The organism is Streptomyces sp. NPDC059874 (assembly GCF_042731135.1).
Classification (GTDB): domain Bacteria; phylum Actinomycetota; class Actinomycetes; order Streptomycetales; family Streptomycetaceae; genus Streptomyces.
Genome location: NZ_JBHWJY010000046.1, coordinates 41,105 through 67,654, shown reverse-complemented (window position 1 = coordinate 67,654; position 26,550 = coordinate 41,105). Strand labels below are relative to the sequence as shown.

At 71.8% G+C, this 26,550-nt stretch carries 21 protein-coding genes and 1 tRNA gene; 20 read left to right on the top strand and 2 right to left on the bottom strand.

The genetic code is table 11. From position 1 onward, the window contains the following. Positions 1–163 precede the first annotated feature (163 nt). The 4 genes from ACFV9H_RS25060 (at position 164) to ACFV9H_RS25045 (ending at position 5,626) form a co-directional block, all read left to right on the top strand. The gene (locus tag ACFV9H_RS25060; protein ID WP_385402020.1) at positions 164–712 is read left to right on the top strand and encodes a CGNR zinc finger domain-containing protein; all 549 of its coding nucleotides are present in this window, start codon (positions 164–166) and stop codon (positions 710–712) included. Between the two features lie 83 nt (positions 713–795). After that, on the top strand, positions 796–3,105 hold the full coding sequence (locus ACFV9H_RS25055; RefSeq protein ID WP_385402018.1) for a HelD family protein: 2,310 nt from the start codon (positions 796–798) through the stop codon (positions 3,103–3,105). A gap of 474 nt (positions 3,106–3,579) precedes the next feature. Continuing rightward, a complete protein-coding gene (locus ACFV9H_RS25050) occupies positions 3,580–4,983 on the top strand; it encodes an NAD-dependent malic enzyme (protein WP_385402016.1) in 1,404 nt (467 codons plus the stop codon). 361 nt (positions 4,984–5,344) lie between these two features. Next, positions 5,345–5,626 carry an HU family DNA-binding protein gene (locus ACFV9H_RS25045; protein ID WP_007264399.1) on the top strand — a complete coding sequence of 94 codons (282 nt, stop codon included), beginning with the start codon at positions 5,345–5,347 and terminating at the stop codon, positions 5,624–5,626. Between the two features lie 258 nt (positions 5,627–5,884). Here the strand turns inward: ACFV9H_RS25045 and murA are convergent, their stop codons facing one another. Beyond that, positions 5,885–7,228: a UDP-N-acetylglucosamine 1-carboxyvinyltransferase gene (gene murA / locus ACFV9H_RS25040; RefSeq protein ID WP_385402013.1), complete on the bottom strand. Its 1,344-nt coding sequence runs from the start codon at positions 7,226–7,228 to the stop codon at positions 5,885–5,887. 263 nt (positions 7,229–7,491) lie between these two features. Between murA and ACFV9H_RS25035 the strand changes: the two genes are divergently transcribed. The 12 genes from ACFV9H_RS25035 to ACFV9H_RS24980 all read left to right on the top strand — a co-directional run bounded on the left by ACFV9H_RS25035 (position 7,492) and on the right by ACFV9H_RS24980 (position 22,223). Beyond that, positions 7,492–8,052: a YqgE/AlgH family protein gene (locus tag ACFV9H_RS25035; RefSeq protein ID WP_385402010.1), complete on the top strand. Its 561-nt coding sequence runs from the start codon at positions 7,492–7,494 to the stop codon at positions 8,050–8,052. 28 nt (positions 8,053–8,080) lie between these two features. Further along, on the top strand, positions 8,081–8,365 hold the full coding sequence (locus ACFV9H_RS25030; RefSeq protein ID WP_030010729.1) for a DUF3039 domain-containing protein: 285 nt from the start codon (positions 8,081–8,083) through the stop codon (positions 8,363–8,365). Positions 8,366–8,522: 157 nt separating this feature from the next. Then, complete coding sequence (locus tag ACFV9H_RS25025; protein ID WP_385402031.1) at positions 8,523–10,160, top strand: beta-N-acetylhexosaminidase; 1,638 nt, start codon at positions 8,523–8,525, stop codon at positions 10,158–10,160. 273 nt (positions 10,161–10,433) lie between these two features. Beyond that, a complete protein-coding gene (locus ACFV9H_RS25020) occupies positions 10,434–11,369 on the top strand; it encodes an FAD binding domain-containing protein (RefSeq protein WP_385402007.1) in 936 nt (311 codons plus the stop codon). Continuing rightward, on the top strand, positions 11,366–13,243 hold the full coding sequence (locus ACFV9H_RS25015; RefSeq protein WP_385402005.1) for a 2Fe-2S iron-sulfur cluster-binding protein: 1,878 nt from the start codon (positions 11,366–11,368) through the stop codon (positions 13,241–13,243). Before ACFV9H_RS25020 ends, ACFV9H_RS25015 begins: the two co-directional genes overlap by 4 nt. Then, positions 13,240–15,582: a xanthine dehydrogenase family protein molybdopterin-binding subunit gene (locus ACFV9H_RS25010; RefSeq protein ID WP_385402003.1), complete on the top strand. Its 2,343-nt coding sequence runs from the start codon at positions 13,240–13,242 to the stop codon at positions 15,580–15,582. The genes ACFV9H_RS25015 and ACFV9H_RS25010 overlap by 4 nt, the downstream gene beginning before the upstream one ends. 186 nt (positions 15,583–15,768) lie before the next feature. Beyond that, complete coding sequence (locus tag ACFV9H_RS25005) at positions 15,769–16,263, top strand: hypothetical protein (RefSeq protein WP_385402001.1); 495 nt, start codon at positions 15,769–15,771, stop codon at positions 16,261–16,263. After that, the gene (locus ACFV9H_RS25000) at positions 16,263–17,687 is read left to right on the top strand and encodes a WXG100 family type VII secretion target (RefSeq protein ID WP_385401998.1); all 1,425 of its coding nucleotides are present in this window, start codon (positions 16,263–16,265) and stop codon (positions 17,685–17,687) included. The genes ACFV9H_RS25005 and ACFV9H_RS25000 overlap by 1 nt, the downstream gene beginning before the upstream one ends. Before the next feature lie 21 nt (positions 17,688–17,708). Then, positions 17,709–18,893, top strand: a complete 1,185-nt coding sequence (gene mycP, locus ACFV9H_RS24995; RefSeq protein ID WP_385401995.1) for a type VII secretion-associated serine protease mycosin — start codon at positions 17,709–17,711, stop codon at positions 18,891–18,893. 34 nt (positions 18,894–18,927) lie between these two features. After that, positions 18,928–19,356: a hypothetical protein gene (locus ACFV9H_RS24990; RefSeq protein WP_385401993.1), complete on the top strand. Its 429-nt coding sequence runs from the start codon at positions 18,928–18,930 to the stop codon at positions 19,354–19,356. Between the two features lie 9 nt (positions 19,357–19,365). Next, entirely contained in the window at positions 19,366–21,675 is a 2,310-nt protein-coding gene (locus tag ACFV9H_RS24985) for a hypothetical protein (RefSeq protein ID WP_385401991.1), read from the top strand. Continuing rightward, positions 21,675–22,223, top strand: coding sequence for a hypothetical protein (locus tag ACFV9H_RS24980; RefSeq protein ID WP_385401990.1), 549 nt, complete (start codon positions 21,675–21,677; stop codon positions 22,221–22,223). The genes ACFV9H_RS24985 and ACFV9H_RS24980 overlap by 1 nt, the downstream gene beginning before the upstream one ends. 61 nt (positions 22,224–22,284) lie before the next feature. On the opposite strand, the gene ACFV9H_RS24975 is transcribed toward ACFV9H_RS24980, so the two are convergent. Continuing rightward, a tRNA-Cys gene (locus ACFV9H_RS24975) sits at positions 22,285–22,356 on the bottom strand. A 183-nt stretch (positions 22,357–22,539) separates the two neighbouring features. Here ACFV9H_RS24975 and ACFV9H_RS24970 point away from each other — a divergent pair. The 4 genes from ACFV9H_RS24970 (at position 22,540) to ACFV9H_RS24955 (ending at position 26,529) form a co-directional block, all read left to right on the top strand. Further along, on the top strand, positions 22,540–23,997 hold the full coding sequence (locus ACFV9H_RS24970) for an MFS transporter (protein WP_385401987.1): 1,458 nt from the start codon (positions 22,540–22,542) through the stop codon (positions 23,995–23,997). 32 nt (positions 23,998–24,029) lie between these two features. Further along, positions 24,030–24,227: an Arc family DNA-binding protein gene (locus ACFV9H_RS24965; RefSeq protein WP_030031080.1), complete on the top strand. Its 198-nt coding sequence runs from the start codon at positions 24,030–24,032 to the stop codon at positions 24,225–24,227. Next, entirely contained in the window at positions 24,227–24,595 is a 369-nt protein-coding gene (locus tag ACFV9H_RS24960) for a type II toxin-antitoxin system death-on-curing family toxin (protein WP_385401985.1), read from the top strand. Before ACFV9H_RS24965 ends, ACFV9H_RS24960 begins: the two co-directional genes overlap by 1 nt. A 149-nt stretch (positions 24,596–24,744) precedes the next feature. Beyond that, the gene (locus tag ACFV9H_RS24955; protein WP_385401982.1) at positions 24,745–26,529 is read left to right on the top strand and encodes a DEAD/DEAH box helicase; all 1,785 of its coding nucleotides are present in this window, start codon (positions 24,745–24,747) and stop codon (positions 26,527–26,529) included. Positions 26,530–26,550 lie beyond the last annotated feature (21 nt).

Below are 26,550 nucleotides of genomic sequence, written 5' to 3'. Positions count from 1 at the left end.
AACGCCGGCGGGGCTGAAACAACCAGCCTCGCCGGCGTTTGAGGCGCGGGGTCTGGGGCGGAGCCCCAGGGAGCCGCGCAGCGGCACCCCCTCGGGGGCTTCCGCATGCGCGCGCGGGGCGGCAATCTGGTGGGGCGCCCCACGACGCGAGGCGGTGACGGGCATGCGGTTCGACTCAGGGCGGGTCTGCCTGGACCTGGTGGCCACTGAGCGCATCCGGGACGGCGACGAGCTGCGGACGTGGCTCGCCGGAGCCGGGCTGGTGCCCGGCCGGACGCCGCTCGCGAGGGTCGGCCCCGACTGGGTGGCGGCGTTCCTGGTACTGCGCCGGGACGTGGAGGCCCTCGTACGGGCGGAGCTGCACGGGACCGAACCGGATGAGGCCGCCCTCGCCCGGGTCAACGCGCTGGCCGCCGGGCCACCCCCCGGGCTGTGTGCCGTACGGGACCAAGAGGGTCACCTCGTGCGGGAGTTGTGCGGCGGGGTGGAGTGCGGCGCGCTGCTCGCCTCGGTCGCCCGCGACGCCGTGGAGCTGCTGACCGACCCCGGGGACCTCGCCCTGCTGCGGGCCTGCGAGGGCGACGGGTGCGCCCGCATCTACCTCGACACCTCCCGCGGGCACCGGCGCCGCTGGTGCTCCAGCGAGCTGTGCGGGAACCGCGAGCGGGTCGCCCGGCACCGCCGGCGGGCGCTGGCCGGAGGCTCGGCGTAAGACGGTCCCGGAACGGGCGTGCGGACAGGGGGCCGATTCGCGTACGGTTGACGGTCGCCCATGCACGTCAGAAGGGGGCCTTGGTGGCCGCGCAGAATGCCGCTGTCGACAGCACGGCGGATTCCGTCCGCGATCGGGAGATCGCGGTCGAGCAGACGCATCTCGACCAGGTGTACCGACGCCTTGAGGAGAAGATCCACGAGGCCGAGTTCCTCATGAACGACGCCGCCAAGCGCGGCCAGGTGGGTACGCCCGGAGCCCTGGCCGAGCGCGACGCGCAGGTCTTCCGGGCCGGTATCCACCTGAACCGGCTGAACAACGAGTTCGAGGACTTCCTCTTCGGGCGGATCGACCTGGTCCTCGGCAAGGACGGGGAGCGCGGGCCGGACGGCGCGTACACCTCCATCGAGCCCGCCGACGACGCGATCCGCGAGGATCTGACCGCCGAGATCGCCGAGACCCTGCACATCGGGCGGATCGGGGTCCTGGACTCCGACTACTCGCCGCTGGTCATCGACTGGCGGGCGCCGGCCGCCGCGCCGTTCTACCGCTCCACGCCGAAGGACCCCGGGCGGGTCGTACGGCGGCGCGTGATCCGGTCCAAGGGCCGCAAGGTGCTGGGGGTCGAGGACGACCTGATGCGCCCCGAGATCACCGCCTTCCTCGGCGGCCGGGAGCTGCCCGCGATCGGTGACGGCGCACTGATGGCCGCGCTCGGACGGGCCCGTACGCACTCCATGCGGGACATCGTCTCCTCCATCCAGGCCGAGCAGGACCTGGTCATCCGCGCCCCCGCCGCCTCGGTCGCCGAGGTCGCGGGCGGGCCGGGTACCGGCAAGACCGCGGTCGCCCTGCACCGGGCCGCGTACCTGCTCTACCAGGACCGGCGGCGCTACTCCGGCGGCATCCTGATCGTCTCGCCGACCCCGCTGCTCGTCGCGTACACCGAGGGCGTCCTGCCCTCGCTGGGCGAGGAGGGCCAGGTCGCCATCCGGGCGCTCGGCTCGCTGGTCGACGGCGCGGAGGCGACCACGTACGACGATCCGGACGTGGCCCGGATCAAGGGCTCCTCGCGGATGCTGAAGGTGCTGCGCAAGGCGGTGCGCGGAGCCCTGGAGCTGGGCAACGCCCCCGACCGGCTCCGCGTGGTGGCCTTCGGCCGGCGCCAGGAGCTGGAGGCCGACGAGCTGAACCGGATCCGGCAGAACGTGCTGGGCGGCAGCGCTCCCGTGAACCTGCTGCGCCCGCGCGCCCGCAAGCTACTGCTCGACGCGCTGTACGCGAAGTCGGGCGGCGCCGGCCGGCACAGCGACCCGGAGCTGGCCGCCGAGCTGCGGTCCGCCTTCGACGAGGACATCTCCACGGAGGACGTGTTCATCGAGTTCCTGAACGCGTGGTGGCCGGAGCTGACCCCGCGCGCCGTGCTCGCCTCGATGGCCGACGAACGGCGGCTCGGCCGCTGGTCGCGCCGGGACCTGAACAACCGCGAGGTCCGCCGGCTGGCCCGCTCGCTGCGCCGGGTCGGCCCGGACGGCAAGGGCCCGCTCTCGGTGCACGACGTCGCGCTGCTCGACGAGCTGCAGCAGCTGCTCGGCGCGCCCGCGCGGCCGAAGCGCAGACGGGAGATGGACCCCCTGGACCAGCTCAGCGGGCTGGAGGAGCTGATGCCGACCCGCGAGGAAACCCAGTGGGAGCGGGCCGAGCGGCTCGCGGCGGAGCGCACCGAGTACGCGCACGTCATCGTCGACGAGGCCCAGGACCTGACGCCGATGCAGTGGCGGATGGTGGGCCGCCGCGGCCGGATGGGCACCTGGACCGTGGTCGGCGACCCGGCGCAGTCCTCCTGGACGGATCCGGAGGAGGCGGCCGCCGCCCGCGACGAGGCACTGGGGTCCCGTCCGCGCAGGCGGTTCACGCTGACGGTCAACTACCGCAACCCGGCGGAGGTCGCCGAGGTCGCCTCCCGCGTGCTGCGCCTCGCGATGCCCGGCATGGAGCCGCCGTCCGCGGTGCGCTCCACGGGCCTGGAGCCGCGTTTCACGGCCGCCGAGGGCGATCTGGGCGCCGCGGTCCGGGAGGAGACCAGGCGCCTGCTGGAGCAGGTGGACGGCACCGTCGGCGTGGTCGTGGCCATGGACCGGCGCGCGGAGGCCGCGGGCTGGCTCGCGGACCTCGGCGAGCGGGCGGTGGCGCTGGGCAGCCTGGAGGCCAAGGGGCTGGAGTACGACGCCACGGTGGTCGTCTCCCCGGCGGAGATCGCCGAGGAGTCCCCGGCGGGCCTGCGGGTGCTGTACGTGGCGCTGACGCGCGCGACGCAGCAGCTGACGGTGGTCTCGGCGGCCGACCGGGACAAGCCCGACGCGAACGGGGTGCCGGAGCTGCTGCTGCCGTAGGGGCCGCCGTCGTGGCCGGTTCGTAGGGCCGTATGGTCCGCGGCCGGCCGCGTGGTGCTTTCGAACCGACTTCCGGCGCGGGGATGACATCGGGCGATCCTTTGTTAGCCTGGGTACGGCACCGACTCGATCCAAGCCCCCGGGCCCAACCTTCGTCGCTTAGAGCGACCACTTGCCGCGAGGCGAGCATGGCGGGTCGGTGTCATAGACATGTAGTTAAAAGATCAGCGTGACAGGTCCGCGCCCTCCACAGTGAGGGCGCGGACCTGTTTTGTATGGCCCCACCATTCCAAACCCCCCAGGTATCTCGTATGGTGGAAGAGTCTTTCCGAAATTTGTAGCTGGTTACCTTGTACCGGCTGGTAGGTGGGACGATCGGACAACAGGTCCTGCCGCACCTGCCACGGTTTGGTCGGCGCAGTGCGGGACCCTGTGTGTACAAGTGAAACCAGGGACAGAAGAGGAAACACGGCCATGGCAACGGCGCCCAGCGTCTCGTATTCGATGACGGTCCGCCTGGAAGTGCCCGCGAGCGGAACCGCGGTCTCCCAGCTCACCACCGCCGTGGAGTCCTCCGGTGGTTCTGTCACCGGCCTCGACGTGACCGCCTCCGGCCACGAGAAGCTCCGGATCGACGTCACCATCGCCGCCACCTCCACCGCGCACGCCGACGAGATCGTCGAGAAGCTGCGCGGGATCGAGGGCGTCAGCCTCGGCAAGGTCTCCGACCGAACCTTCCTGATGCACCTCGGCGGCAAGATCGAGATGTCGTCCAAGCACCCCATCCGCAACCGTGACGACCTCTCGATGATCTACACCCCGGGCGTGGCCCGCGTGTGCATGGCCATCGCCGAGAACCCCGAGGACGCGCGCCGCCTCACCATCAAGCGCAACTCCGTCGCAGTCGTGACGGACGGCTCCGCCGTGCTGGGCCTGGGCAACATCGGCCCGATGGCCGCCCTGCCGGTCATGGAGGGCAAGGCCGCCCTCTTCAAGCGCTTCGCCGGCATCGACGCCTGGCCGATCTGCCTCGACACCCAGGACGCCGACGAGATCGTCGCGATCGTCAAGGCCATCGCCCCTGGCTTCGCCGGCATCAACCTGGAGGACATCTCCGCGCCGCGCTGCTTCGAGATCGAGGCCCGGCTGCGCGAGGCTCTGGACATCCCCGTCTTCCACGATGACCAGCACGGCACCGCGATCGTGGTCCTCGCCGCCCTGACGAACGCACTTCGCGTGGTGGGCAAGGCAGTTGGCGACGTCAAGGTCGTCATGTCCGGCGCCGGCGCGGCCGGTACGGCCATCCTCAAGCTGCTCCTCGCGGCGGGCGTCAAGAACGCGGTCAGCGCCGACATCCACGGCGTCGTGCACGCGGACCGCCCCGACCTCGTCGACGCGGCCCCCGACTCCCCGCTGCGCTGGATCGCCGACAACACCAACCCCGAGGGCTACACGGGGACTCTGAAGGAGGCCGTGGTCGGCGCCGACGTGTTCATCGGCGTCTCGGCCCCGAACGTGCTGTCCGGCGAGGACGTGGCGGCCATGGCGGAGGGCGCGATCGTGTTCGCGCTCGCGAACCCGGACCCCGAGGTGGACCCGGCGGTGGCCCGCCAGACCGCCGCCGTCGTCGCGACCGGCCGCTCCGACTTCCCGAACCAGATCAACAACGTGCTGGTCTTCCCGGGCGTCTTCCGCGGCCTGCTGGACGCCCAGTCGCGAACCGTGAACACCGGCATGATGCTGGCCGCCGCGACCGCCCTGGCGGACGTCGTCGGCGAGGACGAGCTGAACGCGAACTACATCATCCCGTCGGTGTTCAACGACAAGGTCGCCGGCGCGGTCGCGGGCGCCGTCCGCAAGGCCGCCACCAACGTCTGACCGGGCCCCGCGGGCCGCGCGGGCCGTCTGTGACGGCCCTCACGGCCCGCCGCTCCCGGCGCGTCGCGAGATGCGGGCCCGGTGGGCCGCCTCTAGGGTTGCGGGGATGCCCGCGGGGTTCGCTGTCCGCGTCTGCGCGTGCGCAAGGGTGTGGACGGAGCGTCACCGCGGCGTGACTGTGGCGCTTTTCGTGTGACCCCGGCGGGTGCCGGATTGGCTTTCCCGCCGCTGGTGGGGGCAGGATGCGTAACCGGGCGAGAGGGTCTGACGTTCAGACCCGGGTCCGGGGACTGTCCGAGGGCCCTGGCAGCATCGGCTTCGATCTCACGCCTCTAAGGCAAGTTGAACACGGGAGTACAACATGAACCGCAGTGAGCTGGTGGCCGCTCTGTCCGAGCGCGCCGAGGTGACCCGCAAGGACGCCGACGCCGTTCTGGCCGCGCTCGCCGAGACCGTCGGCGAGATTGTCGCCAAGGGCGACGAGAAGGTCACCATCCCCGGCTTCCTGACCTTCGAGCGCACCCACCGTGCCGCTCGCACCGCGCGCAACCCGCAGACCGGCGACCCCATCCAGATCCCGGCCGGCTACAGCGTGAAGGTCTCCGCGGGCTCCAAGCTCAAGGAAGCCGCCAAGGGCAAGTAGTACGCCCTTGTGCCGAGGGCCGCACAGGCCCTCGGGACGGCAGTAGGACGTAGAACGGCCCAGGGCGGCCGCCCCGGGCGGGGCGGCCGCCCTTCGGCCTGTCCGGGGCCCGTGCGGGCCGTCCGGGGCCGTGCGGGCCGCGTGAGGCCCCGTCAGGCCCCGTGCCGGGCACGAGAAGAGCCCCCCAGGCCCTTGCGGGCCCGGGGGGCTCTTCTCGTACGGCAGGTGCGGCACGGCCGAGCGGATCGGCCGTACGGGTCAGACGAGGTCGCCGCCCGGGAGTTCGACCTTCGCGCCGAGCTCGACGAGCTTCTCCATGAAGTTCTCGTAGCCGCGGTTGATCAGGTCGATGCCGTGCACCCGCGAGGTGCCCTCGGCCGCGAGCGCCGCGATCAGGTACGAGAACCCGCCGCGCAGGTCGGGGATGACCAGGTCGGCGCCCTGCAGCTTGGTGGGGCCGGAGACGACCGCCGAGTGCAGGAAGTTGCGCTGGCCGAAACGGCAGGCGCTGCCGCCCAGGCACTCGCGGTACAGCTGGATGTGAGCACCCATCTGGTTGAGCGCCGAGGTGAAACCGAGCCGGGACTCGTAGACCGTCTCGTGGACGATCGAGAGGCCGGAGGCCTGCGTCAGGGCCACGACGAGCGGCTGCTGCCAGTCGGTCTGGAAGCCGGGGTGGACGTCCGTCTCCAGCGCGATGGCGTTGAGCGGGCCGCCCGGGTGCCAGAAGCGGATGCCGTCGTCGTCGATCTCGAAGGCGCCGCCGACCCGGCGGAAGGTGTTCAGGAAGGTCATCATCGAGCGCTGCTGGGCGCCGCGCACGTAGACGTTGCCGCCGGTCGCCAGGGCCGCGGAAGCCCAGGAGGCGGCCTCCAGGCGGTCCGGGAGCGCCTTGTGGTTGTAGCCGCCGAGGCGGTCGACACCGGTGATCCGGATGGTCCGGTCGGTGTCCATGGAGATGATCGCGCCCATCTTCTGCAGCACGCAGATGAGGTCCTCGATCTCCGGCTCCACGGCGGCGTTGCTGAGCTCGGTGACGCCCTCGGCCAGAACGGCCGTCAGCAGCACCTGCTCGGTCGAGCCGACCGAGGGGTAGGGCAGGCGGATCTTGCAGCCGCGCAGCCGCTGCGGGGCCTCCAGGTACTGACCGCCCTCGCGCTTCTCGATGGTCGCGCCGAACTGCCGGAGCACGTCGAAGTGGAAGTCGATCGGCCGGCCGCCGATGTCGCAGCCGCCCAGGCCCGGGATGAAGGCGTGGCCGAGGCGGTGCAGCAGCGGACCGCAGAACAGGATCGGGATGCGCGACGAGCCCGCGTGGGCGTCGATGTCGGCGACGTTCGCGCTCTCGACGTGGGTCGGGTCGAGCACCAGCTCGCCCGGCTCCTCGCCGGGACGGACCGTCACCCCGTGCAGCTGGAGCAGCCCGCGGACGACCCGGACGTCACGGATGTCGGGAACGTTGCGCAGCCGACTGGGTTCACTGCCGAGCAGCGCCGCGACCATGGCCTTGGGCACGAGGTTCTTCGCACCGCGGACTCGGATCTCGCCCTCGAGCGGGGTGCCGCCGTGGACAAGCAGTACATCGTCACTGATGCCGGTCATGAATCTCGCGTTCCGGAGTGGGGTGGGCGGGGGGCGAGTGACAAGGGTAAGGGCCACCACCCCCTTGTTCGTAAGGTCGACGTGGCCGTAGGACTGTCATGAATTCGGTACAACACCCTCCGTATCCACCACATGGCGGAGCGTTGCGTTCCGGCTGCGCCGTCCGCACGCGCTCCTTGCTGCTGCCGTGCGCCCTGAGCTGCGCATGATCCGATCTCTCCGCGAACTCCCCGCGACGGGCGAATGTGCGGGATCATGTCGGCATGACCGAGGTGTCCTCCCTCACAGGGCGGCTGCTCGTGGCCACCCCCGCCCTCGCGGACCCGAACTTCGACCGCGCGGTGGTGCTCCTGCTCGACCACGACGAGCAGGGCTCGCTCGGCGTGGTCCTCAACCGGCCGACGCCCGTGGGCGTCGGTGACGTACTGCTGCCCTGGGCGCCGCTGGCCGGCGATCCGGGCGTGGTCTTCCAGGGCGGGCCCGTCGCGCTCGACTCGGCCCTGGGCATCGCGGTCATCCCCGGCGAGGAGGGCCCGCTCGGCTGGCGCCGGGTGCACGGCGCGATCGGCCTGGTCGACCTGGAGGCGCCGCCGGAGCTGCTGGCCTCGGCGCTGGGGTCCTTGCGCATCTTCGCCGGCTACTCGGGCTGGGGACCGGGCCAGCTGGAGGACGAGCTGGGCGACGGCGCCTGGTACGTGGTGGAGTCGGAGCCCGGCGACGTGTCGTTCCCCGACCCCGAACGGCTCTGGCGGGCGGTCCTGCGCCGCCAGCGCAGCGAACTCGCGATGGTCGCCACCTATCCGGACGACCCGTCGCTCAACTGACCCGTGCGGGGGTCGGTACCCTGGCTTTATGAGCACTCTTGAGCCCGAGCGCGGGACTGGTACGGGGACCCTCGTAGAGCCGACGCCACAGGTGTCCCACGGCGACGGCGACCACGAGCGCTTCGCCCACTACGTCCAGAAGGACAAGATCATGGCGAGCGCCCTCGACGGGACCCCCGTCGTCGCGCTCTGCGGCAAGGTCTGGGTGCCGGGCCGGGACCCGAAGAAGTACCCGGTCTGCCCCATGTGCAAGGAGATCTACGAGTCCATGGGCCCCGGCGGGGACAAGGACAAGGGCGGCAAGGACAAGTAGTCCGGCCCTGATCGAGCAGGACCAAGGCCCCCGGTCGCGCCCAAGTGCGCCCGGGGGCCTTCGTCGTGCCCTCGGGGCGGGCTAGGGTCGGCTCGACGAGCACTCTGTGGAACAGGTGTTGCGCAGGGTGCAACGAACTGTCGCGAAGGGCTGCCGCATGGACCTGATCCCCGTACCCCGGGTTGCCGTCTTCGACGAGGACGGTCGCCGTTACGCGTTCGGGCCCGAGCCGGTCCTCGCGGCCGGACCCGGCACGGAGGGCGTGGCGCGTCTGCTGCGCCGGGAACTGGGCGCGGCCACCGGCTGGAGCCTGCCGGCCGCCGGACCCGGCGCGGCCGGGGACGTGAGGCTGCGCCTGGACCCGGAGTGCGGGCAGCAGCGCGGGCCCGAGTCGTACGGGATCACCGTCGACGCCACGGGAGTCGAGCTCACCGGCGCGAGCGCGGCCGGGCTGTTCCGGGGCTTCCAGACGCTGCGGCAGCTGATGGGGGCGGACGCGTACCGCAAGGCGCCGCTGCCCGGGCGGGTGTGGAGCCTGCCCCACGGCCGGATCGCCGACGGCCCGCGCTTCGGGTGGCGCGGCCTGATGCTCGACGTGGCCCGGCACTTCATGCCCAAGGACGGGGTGCTGCGGTACATCGACCTGATCGCCGCGCACAAGCTCAACGTGCTGCACCTGCACCTGACGGACGACCAGGGCTGGCGGATCGAGATCAAGCGCTACCCGAAGCTGACCGAGGTCGGCGCGTGGCGGGCGCGGAGCCGGTGGGGGCACCGGGCCTCGCCGCTGTGGAACGAGACCCCGCAAGGCGGCTTCTACACCCAGGACGACATCCGCGAGATCGTCGCGTACGCCGCCGAGCGGCACGTGCGGGTGGTCCCGGAGATCGACGTGCCGGGGCATTCGCAGGCCGCGATCGCCGCGTACCCGGAGCTGGGGAACACCGACGTGGTCGACACCTCGGCGCTGGGGGTGTGGGACGACTGGGGGATCACCGAGAACGTGCTGGCGCCGACCGAGGCCGTGGTGCGCTTCTACGAGGGCGTGTTCGAGGAGCTGCTGGAGCTCTTCCCGGCGGAGGTCTCGCCCTTCGTGCACGTGGGCGGGGACGAGTGCCCCAAGGAGCAGTGGAGGAATTCGCCGACCGCCCAGGCGCGGATCGCGGAGCTGGGGGTGGACGGGGAGGACGGGCTGCAGTCCTGGTTCATCCGGCACTTCGACGGCTGGCTCGCGGAGCGCGGCCGGCGGCTGATCGGCTGGGACGAGATCCTGGAGGGCGGGCTGGCGGACGGCGCCGCCGTGTCCTCGTGGCGGGGCTACGCGGGCGGGATCGCCGCCGCCGAGGCCGGGCACGACGTGGTGATGTGCCCCGAGCAGCAGGTGTACCTGGACCACCGTCAGGCGGGCGGCGAGGACGAGCCGATGCCGATCGGGTACGTGCGCACACTGGAGGACGTGTACCGGTTTGAGCCGGTACCGCCGAAGATGTCGGAGGCGGCAGCCGCCCGGGTGCTGGGCGCGCAGGCCAACGTCTGGACCGAGGTGATGGAGGACCGGGGGCGGGTCGACTATCAGACGTTCCCCCGGCTCGCGGCCTTCGCGGAGGTGGTGTGGTCCTGGCAGCCGGAGTCGACGGAGCGGGACTACGCGGACTTCGAGGCGCGGATGGCCGGGCATTACAGGCGGCTTGACGCGCTCGGAGTCGACTACCGGCCGCCGGGCGGGCCGTTGCCGTGGCAGCGGCGGCCGGGGGTGCTCGGGCGGCCGATCGACGGCGAGCCCCCGATCGCGTGACAATCGCGCGACGAATCGGCGGCGCCGGGAATCGGAACTCTGTCTCGTTTTCCTCCTATACGGGGAAAAACGGGCCATCGGCGAGGAGGCCCGGCGAAGGCCCGGGGACGGCCCGTGCGGGGCCCGGCGGCCCCGCCGCCCCCGCCTCGGCAGACCCTCGGGACGGGCGGTCTCGAAGATGTGCCAGAGTTGCCACGTCCCGGCGGTGAGCACGTACCGTACGGCGGACAGGCGTGAGCGCCGGGACCGGGACATCGGGAAGGGGCAGCTGGGTTGACCACGCACGCACCGCAAGCACCGCACGCGTCGGATTCGCCTCAGGGGGCGCAGGGGCCGCATTCGGCGCAGCGCCCGCACGCGGCGCAGTCCGTGACGCTGCCGGCCTCGCTCGACGAGGCCGTGGCGGCACTCACCGCCATGCCCGCCGCCGTGCCCGTCGCCGGCGGAACCGACCTCATGGCCGCCGTCAACGCCGGGCAGCTGCGGCCCGCCGCGCTGGTGGGCCTGGGCCGGATCAACGAGATCCGCGGCTGGCAGTACCAGGACGGCCACGCGCTGCTCGGGGCCGGCCTCACCCACGCACGGATGGGGCGGCCGGATTTCGCCGCCCTGATCCCCGCCCTGGCGGCCGCCGCACGCGCCGCCGGGCCCCCGCAGATCCGCAACGCCGGCACCCTCGGCGGGAACATCGCCACGGCCGCGCCCACGGGTGACGCACTGCCCGTGCTGGCCGCGCTGGAAGCCGTACTCCTCGTCGTCGGGCCGGACGGTCAGCGCGAGGTCCCGGTCTCGCACCTGCTGGCCGGCCGGGAGATGCTGCGGCCCGGAGAGCTGATCGGCTTCGTCCGGGTGCCGCTGCTGCACGCGCCGCAGGTGTTCCTGAAGGCCACGGGGCGTACCGGCCCGGGGCGCGCGGTGGCGTCGGTGGGGCTCGTACTGGATCCCGCGCGCCGGGGGGTGCGTTGTGCGATCGGAGCGGTGGCACCGATGCCGCTGCGGCCGCTGGAGGCCGAGCAGTGGGTGGCCTCGCTGATCGACTGGGACGGGGACCGGAGCCTGGCCCCCGAGGCACTGGAGGCCTTCGGGGAGTACGTCGGCGCGGCCTGCGTGCCCGACCAGGGGGAACCGGTGGCTCCCGGTGTACTGCATCTGCGGCGGACGGTGGCCGTGCTGGCGCGCAGGGCCCTGGGGAGGGCGCTGACCTCATGAGCGAGAACGAGAACGAGAACGTGACCCAGGGGAACGGCACGGCGGGTTGGGGCTGGGAACCCGTCCCGCAGGGCGGCGAGTACGACTCGGACGCCACGGCCTTCGTGAAACTTCCGCAGGACATGCTGGACGCCCTCGGCACCGGGGAGCCCCTCGCGGCGCCCGGACACGGCTTCGTGCCGCCGCCGATGATCGTGCCGCTGGGCTCGGCCAGTACGGATCCGGCCGCCACCGGGACCTGGACGATCCCGGTGCAGTGGCCCGAGGCGGCGGGCTCCGCCCCGGCCGACCCGGGGCCCGCGCCGGTGGGCGGACCCATCCCGGCGTCGATCCCGATCCCGGCGGCGGTGGCGGCGGCGTTCGCCGAGGCCGAGCCGGAGCAGGCGCCGGCGCCGGCGCCGGAGCACGATCCCGGGGCGACGGCGGAGTGGCGGTTCCACGACGAGGCTTCGACGACCGGGCAGTGGGCCGTGCCCGCGTACTCCGACTTCCCCGAACAGCAGGGTGATTTCCGGCCGGCCCCGAGCGCACTGGACGCCGACTGGAGCCAGGCCCCGGCGACCCTGCCGGGCGGCGCTCCCGCCCCTTGGGCCTACCTGACGCAGGACGCGGGCGTGCTGCCCGGCACCGACGAGGCCGCGGCCGCCTCGGCCGCCGCTGCCGCCGCCACCGCGGCGACCGCCGGACGGCTGCTCGGAGGCCCCGGCGTGGGCACCGCGCCGCGCGGCCCGCGGGTACTGGGCGGACCCGGCGTGGGCACCCCGCTCCCGGAGGAGGAGCCGGCGCACCCGGCCCCGCACGACATCGAGGCCGCCCACGGCCCGGCGCAGGAGCCGGCCGAGGGGACACGGGCCGCGGGGCACGGGGAGTTCGGCGGGCACGCCGGGCACGCCACCGGGCATGCGGGGCACGGGGAGTTCCCGGCCGGGGGTACCGACGGCCACGGCTTCTCCGCCTTCGGGCACGCGACAGGGCCTGAGCAGACAGGGCCCGAGCAGACAGGGCCCGAGCAGACAGGGCCCGAGCCGGCGGAGCCCGAGCCGCTGCCGGTGGACGCCGCGGCTGCTGCGATGGCCCCCGCCGCGGTCGAGCCCGCCTCCACGGAGACCGCTGCTGCGGACCGGCCCGCCGACGCGGACGGGTCCGGCCCCGGCGAAGCCGACCCGGCCCCGGCGGACGACGCCGCCGCGCACGCGCCGGACGCGGACACCGCCGACAGCGCCCTGTCACCCCCGGGCGAGGACACCACCGAAGGTGTCCCGGCCGAGGTGCCGACGTACGAAGAAGAAAACGAGCACCCGCAGGCCTCCTACGTCCTGCGCGTGAACGGCGCGGACCGTCCCGTCACCGGCGCCTGGATCGGCGAATCCCTCCTCTACGTGCTGCGCGAGCGCCTCGGCCTCGCCGGCGCCAAGGACGGCTGCTCGCAGGGCGAATGCGGCGCCTGCGCCGTGCAGGTCGACGGCCGGCTCGTCGCCTCCTGCCTGGTCCCGGCCGCGACGGCCGCCGGCAGCGAGGTCCGTACCGTCGAGGGTCTCGCGACGGGCGGGGAACTCTCGGACGTGCAGCAGGCGTTGTGCAGGTCGGGTGCGGTGCAGTGCGGGTTCTGCGTGCCCGGCATGGCGATGACCATCCACGACCTGCTGGAGGGCAACCACGCCCCCAGCGAGCTGGAGACCCGCCAGGCGCTCTGCGGCAACCTCTGCCGCTGCTCCGGCTACGCCGGGGTCGTCGACGCCGTGCGCGACGTCGTGGCCGAGCGCGCGGCGGCAGCCGCCGAGCCCGCGGCTTCGGTTTCGGTTTCGCCGGAGCCGCGCATCCCGCACCAGGCAGCGCCCGGCGAGGGCGGCATCCACCACGGAGGCACGGCGTGAGCGGGCAGGACGCGGCGACGGCGACGACGGCGCTGAACACGACGGTGACCGCCCTGGCGGCGGCGACCGAGACCCCGGACCACCAGGTCCCGCGCGGAATCGGCGCCTCCGTCCCCTCCAACGACACCCGGGCCAAGACCGAGGGCACCTTCCCCTACGCCGCCGACCTGTGGGCCGAGGGCCTCCTGTGGGCCGCCGTGCTGCGCTCCCCGCACGCCCACGCCCGGATCCTCTCCATCGACACCACGGCCGCCGCCGCGATGCCCGGCGTCCGCGCCGTCGTCACCCACGCCGACGTCCCCGGCGCCACCACGCACGGCCGCCGGATCGCGGACCGGCCGGTGTTCGCGCACGACGTCGTACGCCACCACGGCGAGCCCATCGCCGCCGTCGCCGCCGACCACCCCGACACCGCGCGCCTCGCCGCGGCCGCCATCGCCGTCGAGTACGAGCTCCTCGACGCGGTCACCGATCCCGAGCAGTCCTTCGGCGCCGCCCCGCTGCACCCCGACGGCAACCTCATCCGGCACATCCCGCTCCGCTACGGCGACCCGGAGGCCACCGGCGAGGTCGTCGTCGAGGGCCTCTACCGGATCGGCCGCCAGGACCCCGCGCCCATCGGCGCCGAGGCCGGCCTCGCCGTGCCCCGCCCCGACGGAGGCGTCGAGCTCTACACCGCCTCCACCGACCCGCACACCGACCGCGACCTGGCCGCCGCCTGCTTCGGCCTCGACCCGGACCGGGTGCGCGTGGTCGTCACCGGCGTCCCGGGCGCGACGGCCGACCGCGAGGACGCCGCCTTCCAGCTCCCGCTCGGCCTGCTCGCCCTGCGCACGGGCTGCCCGGTCAAGCTGGCCGCCACCCGCGAGGAGTCCTTCCTCGGCCACACCCACCGGCACCCGACCCTGCTCCGCTACCGCCACCACGCGGACGCGGAGGGCCGGTTGGTCAAGGTCGAGGCCCAGATCCTGATGGACGCCGGCGCGTACGCGGACGCCTCCTCCGAGTCCCTCGCGGCGGCGGTCGCCTTCGCCTGCGGCCCGTACGTGGTCCCGCACGCCTTCGTCGAGGGCTGGGCGGTCCGCACCAACAACCCCCCGTCCGGCCACGTCCGGGGTGAAGGCGCGATGCAGGTCTGCGCGGCCTACGAGGGCCAGATGGACAAACTGGCCGCGGCCCTCGGCATCGACGGCGCGGAACTGCGCATGCGCAACGTCCTGGCCACGGGCGACCTCCTCCCGACCGGCCAGACGGTGACCTGCCCGGCCCCCGTGGCCGAACTCCTGCGCGCGGTCCGCGACTTCGAGCTCCCCGCCCTCCCGAAGGACACCCCGGAGGACGAGTGGCTGCTGCCGGGCGGCCCGGAGGGCGCGGGCGAGCCCGGCGCGGTCCGGCGGGGCGTCGGCTACGGCGTCGGCATGGTCCACATGCTCGGCGCGGAGGGCGCGGACGAGGTCGCGACGGCCACCGTCAAGGTGGTCAACGGTGCGGCGACGGTCATCTGCGCGGCCGTCGACACCGGCCAGGGCTTCGCGACCCTCGCCCGCCAGATCGTCCAGGAGGTTCTGGGCGTCGACGAGGTGACGACGGCTCCGGTCGACACCGACCAGCCGCCGGCGGGCCCGGCGACCCATGGCCGGCACACCTGGGTGTCGGGCGGCGCGGTCGAGCGGGCCGCCAAGATGGTCCGCACCCAGCTCCTCCAGCCCATGGCCCACAAACTCGGCATGTCCACGGAGCTCCTCCAGATCGCGGATGGCCGGATCACGTCGTACGACGGCGCGTTCTCCATGACGGTGGCGGAGGCCATAGAGGGCAAGGAGCTCTGGGCGACGGCCCAGTGCCGCCCCCACCCCACGGAACCCCTCGACGGCGACGGCCAGGGCGACGCCTTCGTCGGCCTCGCCTTCTGCGCGATCCGCGCGGTGGTGGACGTGGACATCGAACTCGGCTCGGTCCGGGTCGTGGAACTCGCCGTGGCCCAGGACGTGGGCCGCATCCTCAACCCCCGCCAGCTGGAGGCCCGTATCGAGGCGGGCGTCACGCAGGGCGTGGGCGCGGCCCTGACGGAAAACCTCCGCACGGTCTCGGGCCTGATCCGCCACCCCGACCTGACGGGCTACGCCCTGCCGACGGCGCTGGACGCGCCGGCCGTCCGCATCGTCAAACTGGTCGAAGAACGGGACGTGGTGGCCCCCTTCGGCGCGAAGGCGGCGAGCGCGGTCCCCGTGGTGACGACCCCGGCGGCGGTGGCCTCGGCAGTGAGGGCGGCCACGGGCCGCCCGGTGAACAGGCTCCCGATCCGGCCATCGGCGGCAGTCGCCGCGCCCAACTCATGACCGTGTGACCCACATTGCACGTGCAACCCCGGACTTGGGGCTGTCGGTGCCGGTCGCTAGAGTGATCGGTGAGAGTGTGTACGTGCGCATGTGAATGCGCGTGAACGCGCTGAACGGGGACGGGGGAGCGGCGCTTGCGCCGCGACTACGGGGAGACGGGGAGTCGGGGAGGCCAACGTGGCATTGATGATCGAGCCAGGGATGTTCGGGACGGCGAGTGCGAAGGCACTGTCCGTCCAGTTCGACTCGCTGAGCGAGTACAAGAACATGGTGGACGTCCTGCTGGAGGACCTGACCGGCTCCCACGCGAACCACGAGAAGCTCGCGGACAACACCCTGCCGGCGGGCAAGCTCGGCAAGGGCTTCCCGGAGGCCGACGCCCTCTTCAAGTCGTACGACACCGTCATCACGGAACTGCAGAAGCTCTCGAAGGGGCTGGCGGGGACGATCGAGGCCCTGGGCATCGCGATCCTGTCGGCGGGCAAGGGCTACGGCGCGGTGGATGACGACACCAAGCGGCGCATGGCGGCCCTCGCCAAGGAAGCGGAGAAGGAGTACGTGCCGGAGCGCGACCCGTGGGTCGAGGAGCAGGCCCGCCTGAAGGCCACGAACCCGCCGCCCACCACCACGGCTCCGGGCACAACTGGCACTTCTGGCGACACGTCGGGCGGTACGGTCTAATGGCAACGACTTTTGACGGTTACTCGCACCAGCAGCTGCGGGCGATGATCGCTGGGATCGACCCCGAGACGGTGCAGGCGCGGGCGGACCAGCTGAAGAAGGCCTCCGACGACATCGCCAAGATCGCGGAGAAGCTCAAGAACCACGTCGTGACCGGCTGGGAGGGCGAAGGAGCGACCGCCTACCAGGAGTGGGTCGGCCGTGCGGGCAACGCGACGCTGCGCCTGAGCGAGTACAGCAAGACGGGCTCCGAATGGATGGGCCGCACCGTCCAGCTGATGCACGAGGCGGCGAAGATGCCCGTCGTCGACGCGGACGCGACCGCGAACCTGGAAGCGGCCCGGAAGTACCACAACGACCCGGACGCACCGAAGATCGGCGCGGACGCGCAGAAGAAGCTGGACTCGGACCACCGCGAGGCGGTTCGGCTGATGAACAACCTGGCGCAGTCGTACGAGCAGTCGTCGGGGGAGATGAACAAGGCGGAGGTGCCGACGTTTCCGCCGCCGCCCGAGGTGCTCGTGCCGCAGAACGTCTATGGCTCGGAAGACATGGAACGTCAGGGGGGAGGGTCTGGCGGAGGCGGTTCGTCCAGTTCTCCGTACACGACGTCGGGCCCGCGAACCAGCGCCCCGTCGGACCCGGGTGTGATCCCGAGCCCGCCGCAGGCGGACAACGTGCTGCCTCCGAGGACGGCGCCGGACCCCCAGCCGCAGAACCTCGAACAGGAAGTGGACGTGGACCTCGACACGGTCGGCACGCTTCCTCCTCCGACTACCCAGGGCGTGCCCCCGGCGACGCCTACGCCCCAGGGCCCGCCGCCCACCGGCCCGGGCCTTCCCACCCCCGGCCCGTTCGTTCCGCCCATGACCAGCCCGCCGATCGGCGGACTGAAGGGGCCTGGCCCCCTCGCCCCGCTCCCGGGCACGAGCGGTCCCCTCGGGAAGCTCGGTGGTCCCCCTGGCCTGCCGCCGCGTGACACGGGCATCATGGGTGGTCGTCAAGTGACCACCAATGGCCCCAGTGCGAGTATCCCGCGCGGCACGGTCATCGGCGAAGGCCCTCAGGCGGGCCGTGCCATGGGCGGCGGTATGGGGCATGGCCCGGGCGCCTCCCACGGCCCGGGCGGGTCCCCGGTGGGCCGTCGCCTGGCCATGGAACCGGGCGGTGTCGTCGGTGGGCGTCAGGCCGGTGCCGGCAACCGTCTGGCCCCAGGTGGTCAGCCGTTCACCCAGGGCGGTTCAGGCCTCGTGCGCAATAGCTCCGGTGGTGCCGGAGCGGGTGCCGTGGGCCACGCGGGCGCGGGTGCACGCACTGCGGGCAATCGACGGGACGACCAGGGGGGCGACCGCCCCGACTACCTGGCCGAGGACGAAGAGACCTGGCAGGGCAACCGTCGCGTTGTTCCGCCGGTGATCGACTGAGCAGAACGGACTTTGCACGGGATGCGCATGCGTAAGGCGACCTCGGCCCTGGTGGGTCTCCTGCTGGCCGGGGTCGCCGCGACCCCGGCCCACGCTGCGACCATTCGGTCGCAGCAGTGGCATCTCGACGCCATGAAGGCCGACGAAATCTGGAAGACCAGCACCGGAAAGGGCATCACCGTCGCGGTGATCGATACCGGTGTGAACCGCATTCCGGAACTGCAAGGTCAAGTCCTGCCCGGCGCAGTCTTCCCCGCCGGTGATGCAGCGGCAGACAAGGACAACGACTACGACGGTCACGGTACCGGCGTGTCTGCGATGATCGCCGCAACCGGAAAGCACCCAAGCGGTGACGGCTCCTACGGGCTCGCGCCAGGCGTCAAGATCCTCCCGATCCGCGTGCCAAACATGCTGGAGGGGGCGAAGACGCCGTCGTGGGTCGAGGCCATTCGTTACGCGGCGGACTCGGATGCCAAGGTCATCAATATTTCCTTGGCTATCTCCGGAACACCGGAGGATGACCGGGAGAGGGCTGACGCGGTCAAGTACGCGATTTCCAAGGGGAAGCTGATCTTTGCCGGTGCCGGCAATGACGGGGATACGCTAAACAAGGTCATGTATCCCGCCGCAACCCCTGGAGTGGTCGGCGTCGGCGCAGTTGACGCCAAGGGAGAGGCGACGAAGGAGTCGCAGCACGGCCCCCAGATCGACCTGTCCGCGCCCGGAGTCGACATTGTCACGTCTTGCACCGGCAAGACAGGGTTGTGTAAGACGCACGGCACAAGCGACGCCTCGGCCCTCGCTTCCGCCTCCGCCGCCCTCCTCTGGTCCGTGCACCCCGACTGGACCAACAACCAGGTCCTCCGCGTGCTCCTGAACACCGCCGGCAAGCCCACCACCGGCGCCGAGCGCAACGACTACGTCGGCTACGGCGTGGTCCGCCCCCGCATCGCGGTGCCCACCCCCGGCGACCCCGGCCCGGCCGATGTGTATCCCCTGCCCGACCTGGCGGCAGCCGCGGCGGCGTCCAAGGCGCCCGCCGGTTCCTCGGACGCAAAGGCCCCCAACTCCCCCGCCCCCGCCCCCGCCCCCCAGGCCGAGGAGAAGAAGGACGGCAGCCTCCTTCCCTGGATCGGGCTCGGTCTGGGAGCCTGCCTGCTGATCGGCGGTGCCGTCACGGCGGTCGTAGTACGCCGGAACCGCTGACCCCACCAGCACCCCCCACACAGGAGTTCACGCGATGTCGTTCGACGAGGAATGGTCGGCGGCGCGCGCCACGGCCAGTGCCAATGTGGCCATGCGCCTCAACCAGGTGCCGGTCGACCCCGGCGGCGGCGGCGGTGGTGGTGGGGACCTGGAGCTCAACCAGGACCACATCGGGGCCGTCGGCTCCGAGGCGTACAAGCTGCACACCCGCCTCCAGACCGACGGCAAGCACGCCGCCACCGCCACCGGCGAAGCGGCAGGGGCGCTCACGAAGGAGAACTTCGGGAGCGGGGCGGCGCTGCTCAAGCTCAACAGCACCTGGGAGAGCCAGGTGAAGACCCTGGTGGCCGCCTGCGCGAACATCTCCAACGGCCTGAACTACTCGGTCAAGTCCCATGCCAAGGACGAGCAGCAGCTCCAGGCCGATTTCACCGTGTCCGCCATCGACAAGTACCTGAAGTAGGCCGCGCGCATGCTGACGTACGAGAACGTGATGCACGCCCCGCTGGACAAGCTCCAGACGGCGGTCACCGACTGGAAGGCCATGGCCGACAAGCTGGACGAGATGGCCGAGGCCGCTCGCAACGGCATGAAGGCGAAGTCCGACAAGGCCGAGTGGAGCGGGGTCACGGCCGGTGTCGGAAGGGCGTTCGTCGACAAGACGGCCAAGGAGTTCGAGGACGCGGCCAAGGCGGCCAAGGGCGTTCACCAGCTCCTCAGCGACGGCCACACCACCATCAAGACGGCCCGGGACGCGCTGAAGAAGACCGTCGACGAGGAGGCCCCGGCCGCCGGGTTCCGCGTGGACGCGGCCGGCAAGGTCTCGGCCATTCCGATGGACCCGAAGACCCAGTACGCGGCCCGGCACGACCCGGACTACCCCGAATTCCTGCGGAAGCAGGAGGAGAACCGCAAGGCCTGGCAGGCGAAGGTGGACCGGCTCGTCGAGGACGTCGCGGACGCCGACGACTCCCTGGCCCGCGCGCTGCGCGCCAATGCCTCCGACGACCACGACTTCACCGCGCCGAAGTACACCACTCTGGACGGCGAACAGGCCGACCGGGCGGCCGAGCTGATGAAGAAGCTCAGCAAGGAGCCGGGCGGCGTGGCCCGCAACCCCGAAGCGCTGCGCGAGCTGGAGGACCTGCTCGACGACAACCGCAACGACGCCGAGTTCGCACCGGACTTCTACCGCAAGCTCGGCCCCGAGGGCACGCTCGAGGCGTACGCGAAGCTGTCCATCGACGCGTCGACCCTGGGCGAGGCGGGCAAGGACCGCCTGGCGATGGTCGGGAACATCCAGAACGACATGGGCGCGATGCTGGGGCTCGCCACGCAGAAGAACTCGCCGAACCACCTGGACGCGGCGTGGACGACCGACCTGATGAAGGCCGGCCGCAAGGAGATGCAGGTCACCGGCGATCTGACCAGCAAGATCTACGGCTACCAGGCGCTGGGCGCGCTGCTCCACGAGGGCAAGTACGACAAGGACTTCCTGACCTCGGTCGGGCGGGACATGGTCGCGTTCGACCGCGAGAACCCGAAGGCCTGGGAGCACGGGTCCCCGTACGACCCGAAGACGGTGCTCAGTCAGGGCAAGGACGGCAGCCGGGGCTTCTACCCGCTGACGGGCCTGATGGACGCGATGTCCCACAACCCGGACGCGGCGACGGCCTTCTTCAACGAGCCGGTCCGCCAGGACAGCAACGGCGACGGCATCGTCACCACGGCCGACAAGGTCGTGGACGGGCAGCACGGCAAGGACCGGGGCATGGTCGACTACATGCTCGACAAGGAGTCGTGGGCCGACGCCTTCGACCGGACCCCCACCCACCCGTACGGCGAAGCCGGCCCCGCGCAGGAGGCGTTGGGCGGCGCCCTCGAAGCGGCCGTCTCGGGGCGTGCGGCCGGTGACGAGGACGCGAAGCCGGTTCCGCACACCAAGGAGATGGCGGCCGTCATGGAGCGGGTCGTCGAGAAGATCGGCGACAAGCCGGAGCTGGTCGTGGCGAAGCCGGGTGACCCCGACGGCCCGCTGAAGGGGCTCTCCGGGCACTTCGGCCAGATGGCGGCCGAGTACATGCCGGACATGCAGGCATCGGCGGAGAACGGCAGCCGGATGATCAAGGTCAACGGCGTGATGGCCGAGTTCCACAAGGCCGACATGGCTGCCTTCATCGGTGCGGTGGGCCAGGACCCGGACGCGTACGGCGCCATCACCAACTCCCAGCGGGCGTTCACGACCACCCTCATCAACGACGTCGTCGCGCACCGGGCCGAGTACGAGGACCTGGACGCGGCGATCAAGAGCGCCGTGCACCCCGGAGGCCAGATCGCCGGCATCCTGTCCGAGGCCCGCGCCGAGGGCACGTTCGCCGAGAACGGTCACAAGGCTGAGGAGTACGTCAAGGGCGTCGAGGACAACGCCAAGTGGATCAACCGCGGGATCAGCGCGGCCGGTGGTAAATACCTGGAGATGGTGCCGCTCGCCGGGGATGTCGTGGAGTGGCTCCAGGAGGACATCACGGAGGGCGTTGTGGAGCGGGCCAAGAAGGACCAGGCGGAGAAGACGGGCGAGGCCGATCACAAGGCGGTGCTCGACTACACGAACGCGCAGATGCAGGCCGGCGAGTCCGCGGCGCAATCGGTGCGCAAGGCCGTGGAGGGAACCGGCATGAGCCAGCGGACCATCGACGCCCTCGCGGGCGTGGCTTCGACGGAGACGGCGAACGCCCACGCGGTCGGCCGCGGCCAGGTCGCCACGTCGAACGGCGGCTCCTGATGAGCGGTTCCCGCACCGCCCTCGCAGGCGCCGTCACGCTGGTCCTGGCGGTGGCCCTGAGTGGCTGTGCCGAGGAGAAGAAGGCGGCGACGCCGCAGTTGCCGGAGCGTACCTGCTTCGGCGTCTTCACGAGGTCCGACCTGGAGCCGCTGATGGGCTCCGGCGAAGAGGTGAAGGAGGACGCACCCGTCGATGCCCGGTTGACGGCCGAACGCCGAGGGGCGACCTGCAACGTCTACGTCGACGGCAAGGGCCGGGTACTCGTCACGGCCGAGCGCCGGCCCCTGGGGCAGAGCATCACCTGGCCCCCCACCGATCCGAACCAGCCCGCGCCGGATCCGCTGCCCCTCGGCGACAAGGGGATCGTGTGGAACACGGGTGCTCGCGTCGCCCTCACCTGTAAGGGGTCCACGGACTCCTTCGAGCTCGAGCTGGGGATCAGTGGTTCCGTCGAGCACATGAAGCCCGGCACCTCACGGGCTCTGTTCACCACGCTCATGACGAAGTACGTGGACGCTGCCAAGCAGCAGAACCAGTGTGGCGCCTGAAGGCCCCACACATGGTGAAGGCCGCCCAGGGGAGCGCCTGCCCCTGAGCGGCCTTCCGCCGAAGCCGTGACCGGAATCGAACCGGCGTAACTCGCTTTGCAGGCGAGTCCCTCAACCACTCGGGCACACGGCTGTGTGGTGGTGACGAGTAAGACGTTATGGGGGTCCGCGGGGCGGGGGAAGGCTTCCCCGCGGGGTGCAATACGACTGCCATGTCGCGTTCACAGTCGGGCGGAGGCCCTAGGTCCGGGGGACCAGGGCGGGATCCGCCCAAAGGACAGGGTCGAAAAGCGGAGACGGACCTTACGCTGGGGCGATGAGTGCCCTTGAACCCCGCGTGCCCGAGATGACCGCGCCCGTCCAGGCCCCGTCGCCGGGCGGGATCCTCGGGGCGGCCTACCGGACGCTCAGCATCGGGATCATCTCCGTCGTCTTCCTGATCGCCTTCGAGGCGACCGCCGTGGGCACGGCCATGCCCGTCGCCGCGCGGGAGCTGGACGGGGTCGGGCTGTACGCCTTCGGGTTCTCCGCCTACTTCACCACCAGCCTCTTCGGCATGGTCCTGTCAGGGCAGTGGGCCGACCGGCAAGGGCCGTTGCGGCCGCTGACCGTCGGGATCGGTGCCTTTGCCGCCGGGCTGGTGTGTTCCGGGACCGCCCAGGTCATGGGGGTGTTCGTCCTCGGGCGGGCCGTGCAGGGCTTCGGCGGCGGGCTGGTCATCGTCGCGCTGTACGTGGTGGTGAGCAGGGCGTACGAGGAACGGCTGCGGCCCGCGATCATGGCGGCCTTCGCGGCGAGCTGGGTCGTGCCGTCGATCGTCGGGCCGCTGGCGGCCGGGACCGTCACCGAGCACCTCGGGTGGCGGTGGGTGTTCCTCGGAATCCCGGCCCTGGTCGTCGTCCCCCTCTGCGTCGCGCTTCCCGCGATACGCAGGACCGCGTCCGGGCCCGTCGACCCGGATGCCCCGCCCGTGGCGTTCGACCGGCGGCGGATCCGGCTGGCCCTGGGGATCTCGGTGGGGGCCGGGTTGTTGCAGTACGCCGCCCAGGATTTGAAGTGGTGGTCCCTGGTGCCGGGAGCGGCCGGCGTGGCGCTGCTGGTGCCCGCCGTGCTGGGGTTGCTGCCGCGCGGGACGTACCGGGCGCGGCGCGGGCTGCCGTCGGTGGTGCTGCTGCGCGGGGTGGCCGCCGGGTCGTTCATCGCGGCCGAGAGCTTCGTACCGCTGATGCTGGTCACCCAGCGGGGGCTGAGCCCGACGATGGCCGGGTTCTCGCTCGCGCTCGGCGGGGTGACCTGGGCGGGCGGGTCGTGGGTGCAGTCGAAGGGGCGGATGGCCCCGTACCGGGAGCGGCTGATGGTGGGCGGGATGGTGATGGTGGCCCTCGCCATCGTGGCCGCGCCGGCCGTGCTGATCGAGTCGGTGCCGGTGTGGACGCTGGCGCCGGCCTGGGCGGTCGGCTGCCTGGGCATGGGGCTGGTGATCGGCTCCACGAGCGTGCTGCTGCTGAAGCTGTCCGCGCCGGAGCAGGCGGGATCCAATTCGGCGGCGCTGCAGATCTCGGACGCGCTCGCCAACGTGGTGCTGCTGGCCGCGGGTGGGGCGGCGTTCGCCGCGCTGGGCGGCGGGGCGGTCGGGGCCGCGCACGCGGTGACCGCCGGCGGGTCGGCCTCGCACCCGGCGGCGTTCGTGGTGGTGTTCCTGCCGATGGCCTGCGTGGCGCTGGTGGGGGCGTGGGTCGCGACCCGGCTGGAGCCGGTTCCCGAAAGCGCGTGACACCGGCTGGTACCACGCGGTACCGTCGTGTCATGGCTGGTCTCAACGTCAGATTCACCGAAGAAGAGCTGGACGCCCTGCGCGAGCGCGCCGAAGCGGAGGGCCGGAGCATGCAGTCCTTCGCGCACGACGCGGTCATCAAGGCCGTAAACGAACACTCCCGGCTGTTCAACGAGGCGGCGGAGCACGTACTGAAGGCGAGTGCCGAGCTGAACCGGAGGCTTGCCTGATGCACTACCTCACGCTCCCCGAGCTGCTGAATCTCGCGGAGCGACTCGGGGCGAACGAGGTGCGCGACTACGGTCTGCTCGACTCGGCGCTCGCCCGCCCCCAAGCCGGCGTGTTCGGCCAGGACGCCTACCCGGACGTCTGGCAGAAGGCGGCGGCCCTGATGGAATCGCTCGCCCGGAACTACGGACTGGTGGACGGGAACAAGCGCATCGCCTGGTACGCGACCTGGGTCTTCCTCCACATGAACGGGCACCCGCTCGACGGGGACTTCGATGTGGACGAGGCCGAGCAGTTCGTGCTCGACGTGTGCCAAGGAGCTCTCGACGTGCCCAAGATCGCGGCGCAGCTCCCGAGGTTCGCGGGCTGAGACCCGTGTGTGACGCTCACCGCACCGGCCGAGGTCACGGGCCTGTCCCTCCGCGAGGGGCGGGCCCGTCCCGGTAAGGTGGCCCGGTTGTCCTACGTACGACTGCCCATGCCAGTACGCGAGTACGCCGAGAGCCCGAACCGGAGACCGTGACTACTACCGCCTCCCACCACCTCTCACCCGCCTTCCCCGGCCGTGCCCCTTGGGGTACCGCGGGCAAGCTGCGCGCCTGGCAGCAGGGAGCGCTGGACCGCTACATCCAGAAACAGCCGAGGGACTTCCTCGCCGTCGCCACGCCCGGCGCCGGCAAGACCACCTTCGCGCTGACCCTCGCCTCGTGGCTGCTGCACCACCACGTCGTCCAGCAGGTCACGGTCGTCGCGCCGACCGAGCACCTGAAGAAGCAGTGGGCGGAGGCGGCGGCCCGGATAGGCATCCGGCTGGACCCCGAGTACTCGGCGGGACCGCTCAGCAAGGACTACCACGGGGTCGCCGTCACCTACGCGGGTGTGGGCGTCCGCCCGATGCTCCACCGCAACCGGTGCGAGCAGCGCAAGACCCTCGTGATCCTGGACGAGATCCACCACGCCGGCGACTCGAAGTCCTGGGGCGAGGCCTGCCTGGAGGCCTTCGACCCGGCGACCCGGCGGCTCGCCCTGACGGGTACGCCCTTCCGGTCCGACACCAATCCCATCCCCTTCGTCACGTACGAGGAGGGGAACGACGGGATCCGGCGCTCCTCGGCCGACTACACGTACGGCTACGGCAACGCGCTCGGCGACGGCGTCGTGCGGCCCGTGATCTTCCTGTCCTACAGCGGCAACATGCGCTGGCGCACCAAGGCGGGCGACGAGATCGCGGCCCGGCTCGGCGAGCCGATGACCAAGGACGCCATCTCGCAGGCCTGGCGCACCGCGCTCGACCCGCGGGGCGACTGGATGCCGAACGTACTGCGCGCCGCCGACCAGCGGCTGACCGAGGTCAGGAAGGGCATCCCGGACGCAGGCGGGCTCGTCATCGCCTCCGACCAGGACTCGGCGCGCGCCTACGCCAAGCTGATCCGCGAGATCACCGGGACCAAGGCGACCGTCGTCCTCTCCGACGACACCGGCGCGTCGAAGCGGATCGACGACTTCAGCGTCAACCAGGACCGCTGGATGGTCGCCGTCCGGATGGTGTCCGAGGGCGTCGACGTACCGCGCCTCGCGGTCGGCGTGTACGCGACGACGATCTCGACCCCGCTGTTCTTCGCGCAGGCCGTCGGGCGCTTCGTGCGATCACGCAGGCGTGGCGAGACCGCATCCGTGTTCCTTCCGACCATTCCTTATCTCCTCGGTTTCGCCAACGAGATGGAAGTCGAGCGCGACCACGTCCTCGACAAGCCCAAGAAGCAGGGCGAGGAGGATCCGTACGCCGAGTCCGAGAAGGAGATGGACGAGGCGAACAAGCAGGAGGACGAGGACACCGGCGAGGACGAGCAGATGTCCTTCGAGGCGCTGGAGTCCGACGCGGTCTTCGACCGGGTCCTGTACGACGGCGCCGAATTCGGCATGCAGGCGCACCCGGGCAGCGAGGAGGAGCAGGACTACCTCGGCATCCCCGGCCTGCTGGAGCCGGACCAGGTGCAGATGCTCCTCCAGAAGCGGCAGTCCCGGCAGATCGCGCACAGCCGCCGCAAGCCGGACGCGGAGGCGGACCTGCTGGAGCTGCCGGCGGAACGGCGTCCGGTGGTCTCGCACAAGGAACTGCTGGAACTGCGCAAGTCGCTGAACACCATGGTCGGCGCGTACGTCCACCAGAGCGGCAAGCCCCACGGGGTGATCCACACGGAGCTCCGCCGGGTCTGCGGCGGACCGCCGAGCGCGGAGGCGACCGCGGGACAGCTGCGCGAGCGGATCAAGAAGGTGCAGGAGTGGGCCACCCGCATGCGGTGAGCCCGCCCGGGCCTCACGGAG

Excerpts from the sequence above, each read along its gene's own strand:
- ACFV9H_RS25050 (WP_385402016.1), top strand. The coding sequence starts at position 3,580 with ATGGCAACGGCGCCCAGCGTCTCGTATTCGATGACGGTCCGCCTGGAA.
- ACFV9H_RS24970 (WP_385401987.1), top strand. The coding sequence starts at position 22,540 with ATGAGTGCCCTTGAACCCCGCGTGCCCGAGATGACCGCGCCCGTCCAG.
- ACFV9H_RS25045 (WP_007264399.1), top strand. The coding sequence starts at position 5,345 with ATGAACCGCAGTGAGCTGGTGGCCGCTCTGTCCGAGCGCGCCGAGGTG.
- ACFV9H_RS25035 (WP_385402010.1), top strand. The coding sequence starts at position 7,492 with ATGACCGAGGTGTCCTCCCTCACAGGGCGGCTGCTCGTGGCCACCCCC.
- ACFV9H_RS25000 (WP_385401998.1), top strand. The coding sequence starts at position 16,263 with ATGGCAACGACTTTTGACGGTTACTCGCACCAGCAGCTGCGGGCGATG.
- ACFV9H_RS25025 (WP_385402031.1), top strand. The coding sequence starts at position 8,523 with ATGGACCTGATCCCCGTACCCCGGGTTGCCGTCTTCGACGAGGACGGT.
- ACFV9H_RS24960 (WP_385401985.1), top strand. The coding sequence starts at position 24,227 with ATGCACTACCTCACGCTCCCCGAGCTGCTGAATCTCGCGGAGCGACTC.
- mycP (WP_385401995.1), top strand. The coding sequence starts at position 17,709 with ATGCGCATGCGTAAGGCGACCTCGGCCCTGGTGGGTCTCCTGCTGGCC.
- ACFV9H_RS25015 (WP_385402005.1), top strand. The coding sequence starts at position 11,366 with ATGAGCGAGAACGAGAACGAGAACGTGACCCAGGGGAACGGCACGGCG.
- ACFV9H_RS25060 (WP_385402020.1), top strand. The coding sequence starts at position 164 with ATGCGGTTCGACTCAGGGCGGGTCTGCCTGGACCTGGTGGCCACTGAG.
- ACFV9H_RS25005 (WP_385402001.1), top strand. The coding sequence starts at position 15,769 with ATGATCGAGCCAGGGATGTTCGGGACGGCGAGTGCGAAGGCACTGTCC.
- ACFV9H_RS24965 (WP_030031080.1), top strand. The coding sequence starts at position 24,030 with ATGGCTGGTCTCAACGTCAGATTCACCGAAGAAGAGCTGGACGCCCTG.
- murA (WP_385402013.1), bottom strand. The coding sequence starts at position 7,228 with ATGACCGGCATCAGTGACGATGTACTGCTTGTCCACGGCGGCACCCCG.
- ACFV9H_RS24980 (WP_385401990.1), top strand. The coding sequence starts at position 21,675 with ATGAGCGGTTCCCGCACCGCCCTCGCAGGCGCCGTCACGCTGGTCCTG.
- ACFV9H_RS24985 (WP_385401991.1), top strand. The coding sequence starts at position 19,366 with ATGCTGACGTACGAGAACGTGATGCACGCCCCGCTGGACAAGCTCCAG.
- ACFV9H_RS24990 (WP_385401993.1), top strand. The coding sequence starts at position 18,928 with ATGTCGTTCGACGAGGAATGGTCGGCGGCGCGCGCCACGGCCAGTGCC.
- ACFV9H_RS25030 (WP_030010729.1), top strand. The coding sequence starts at position 8,081 with ATGAGCACTCTTGAGCCCGAGCGCGGGACTGGTACGGGGACCCTCGTA.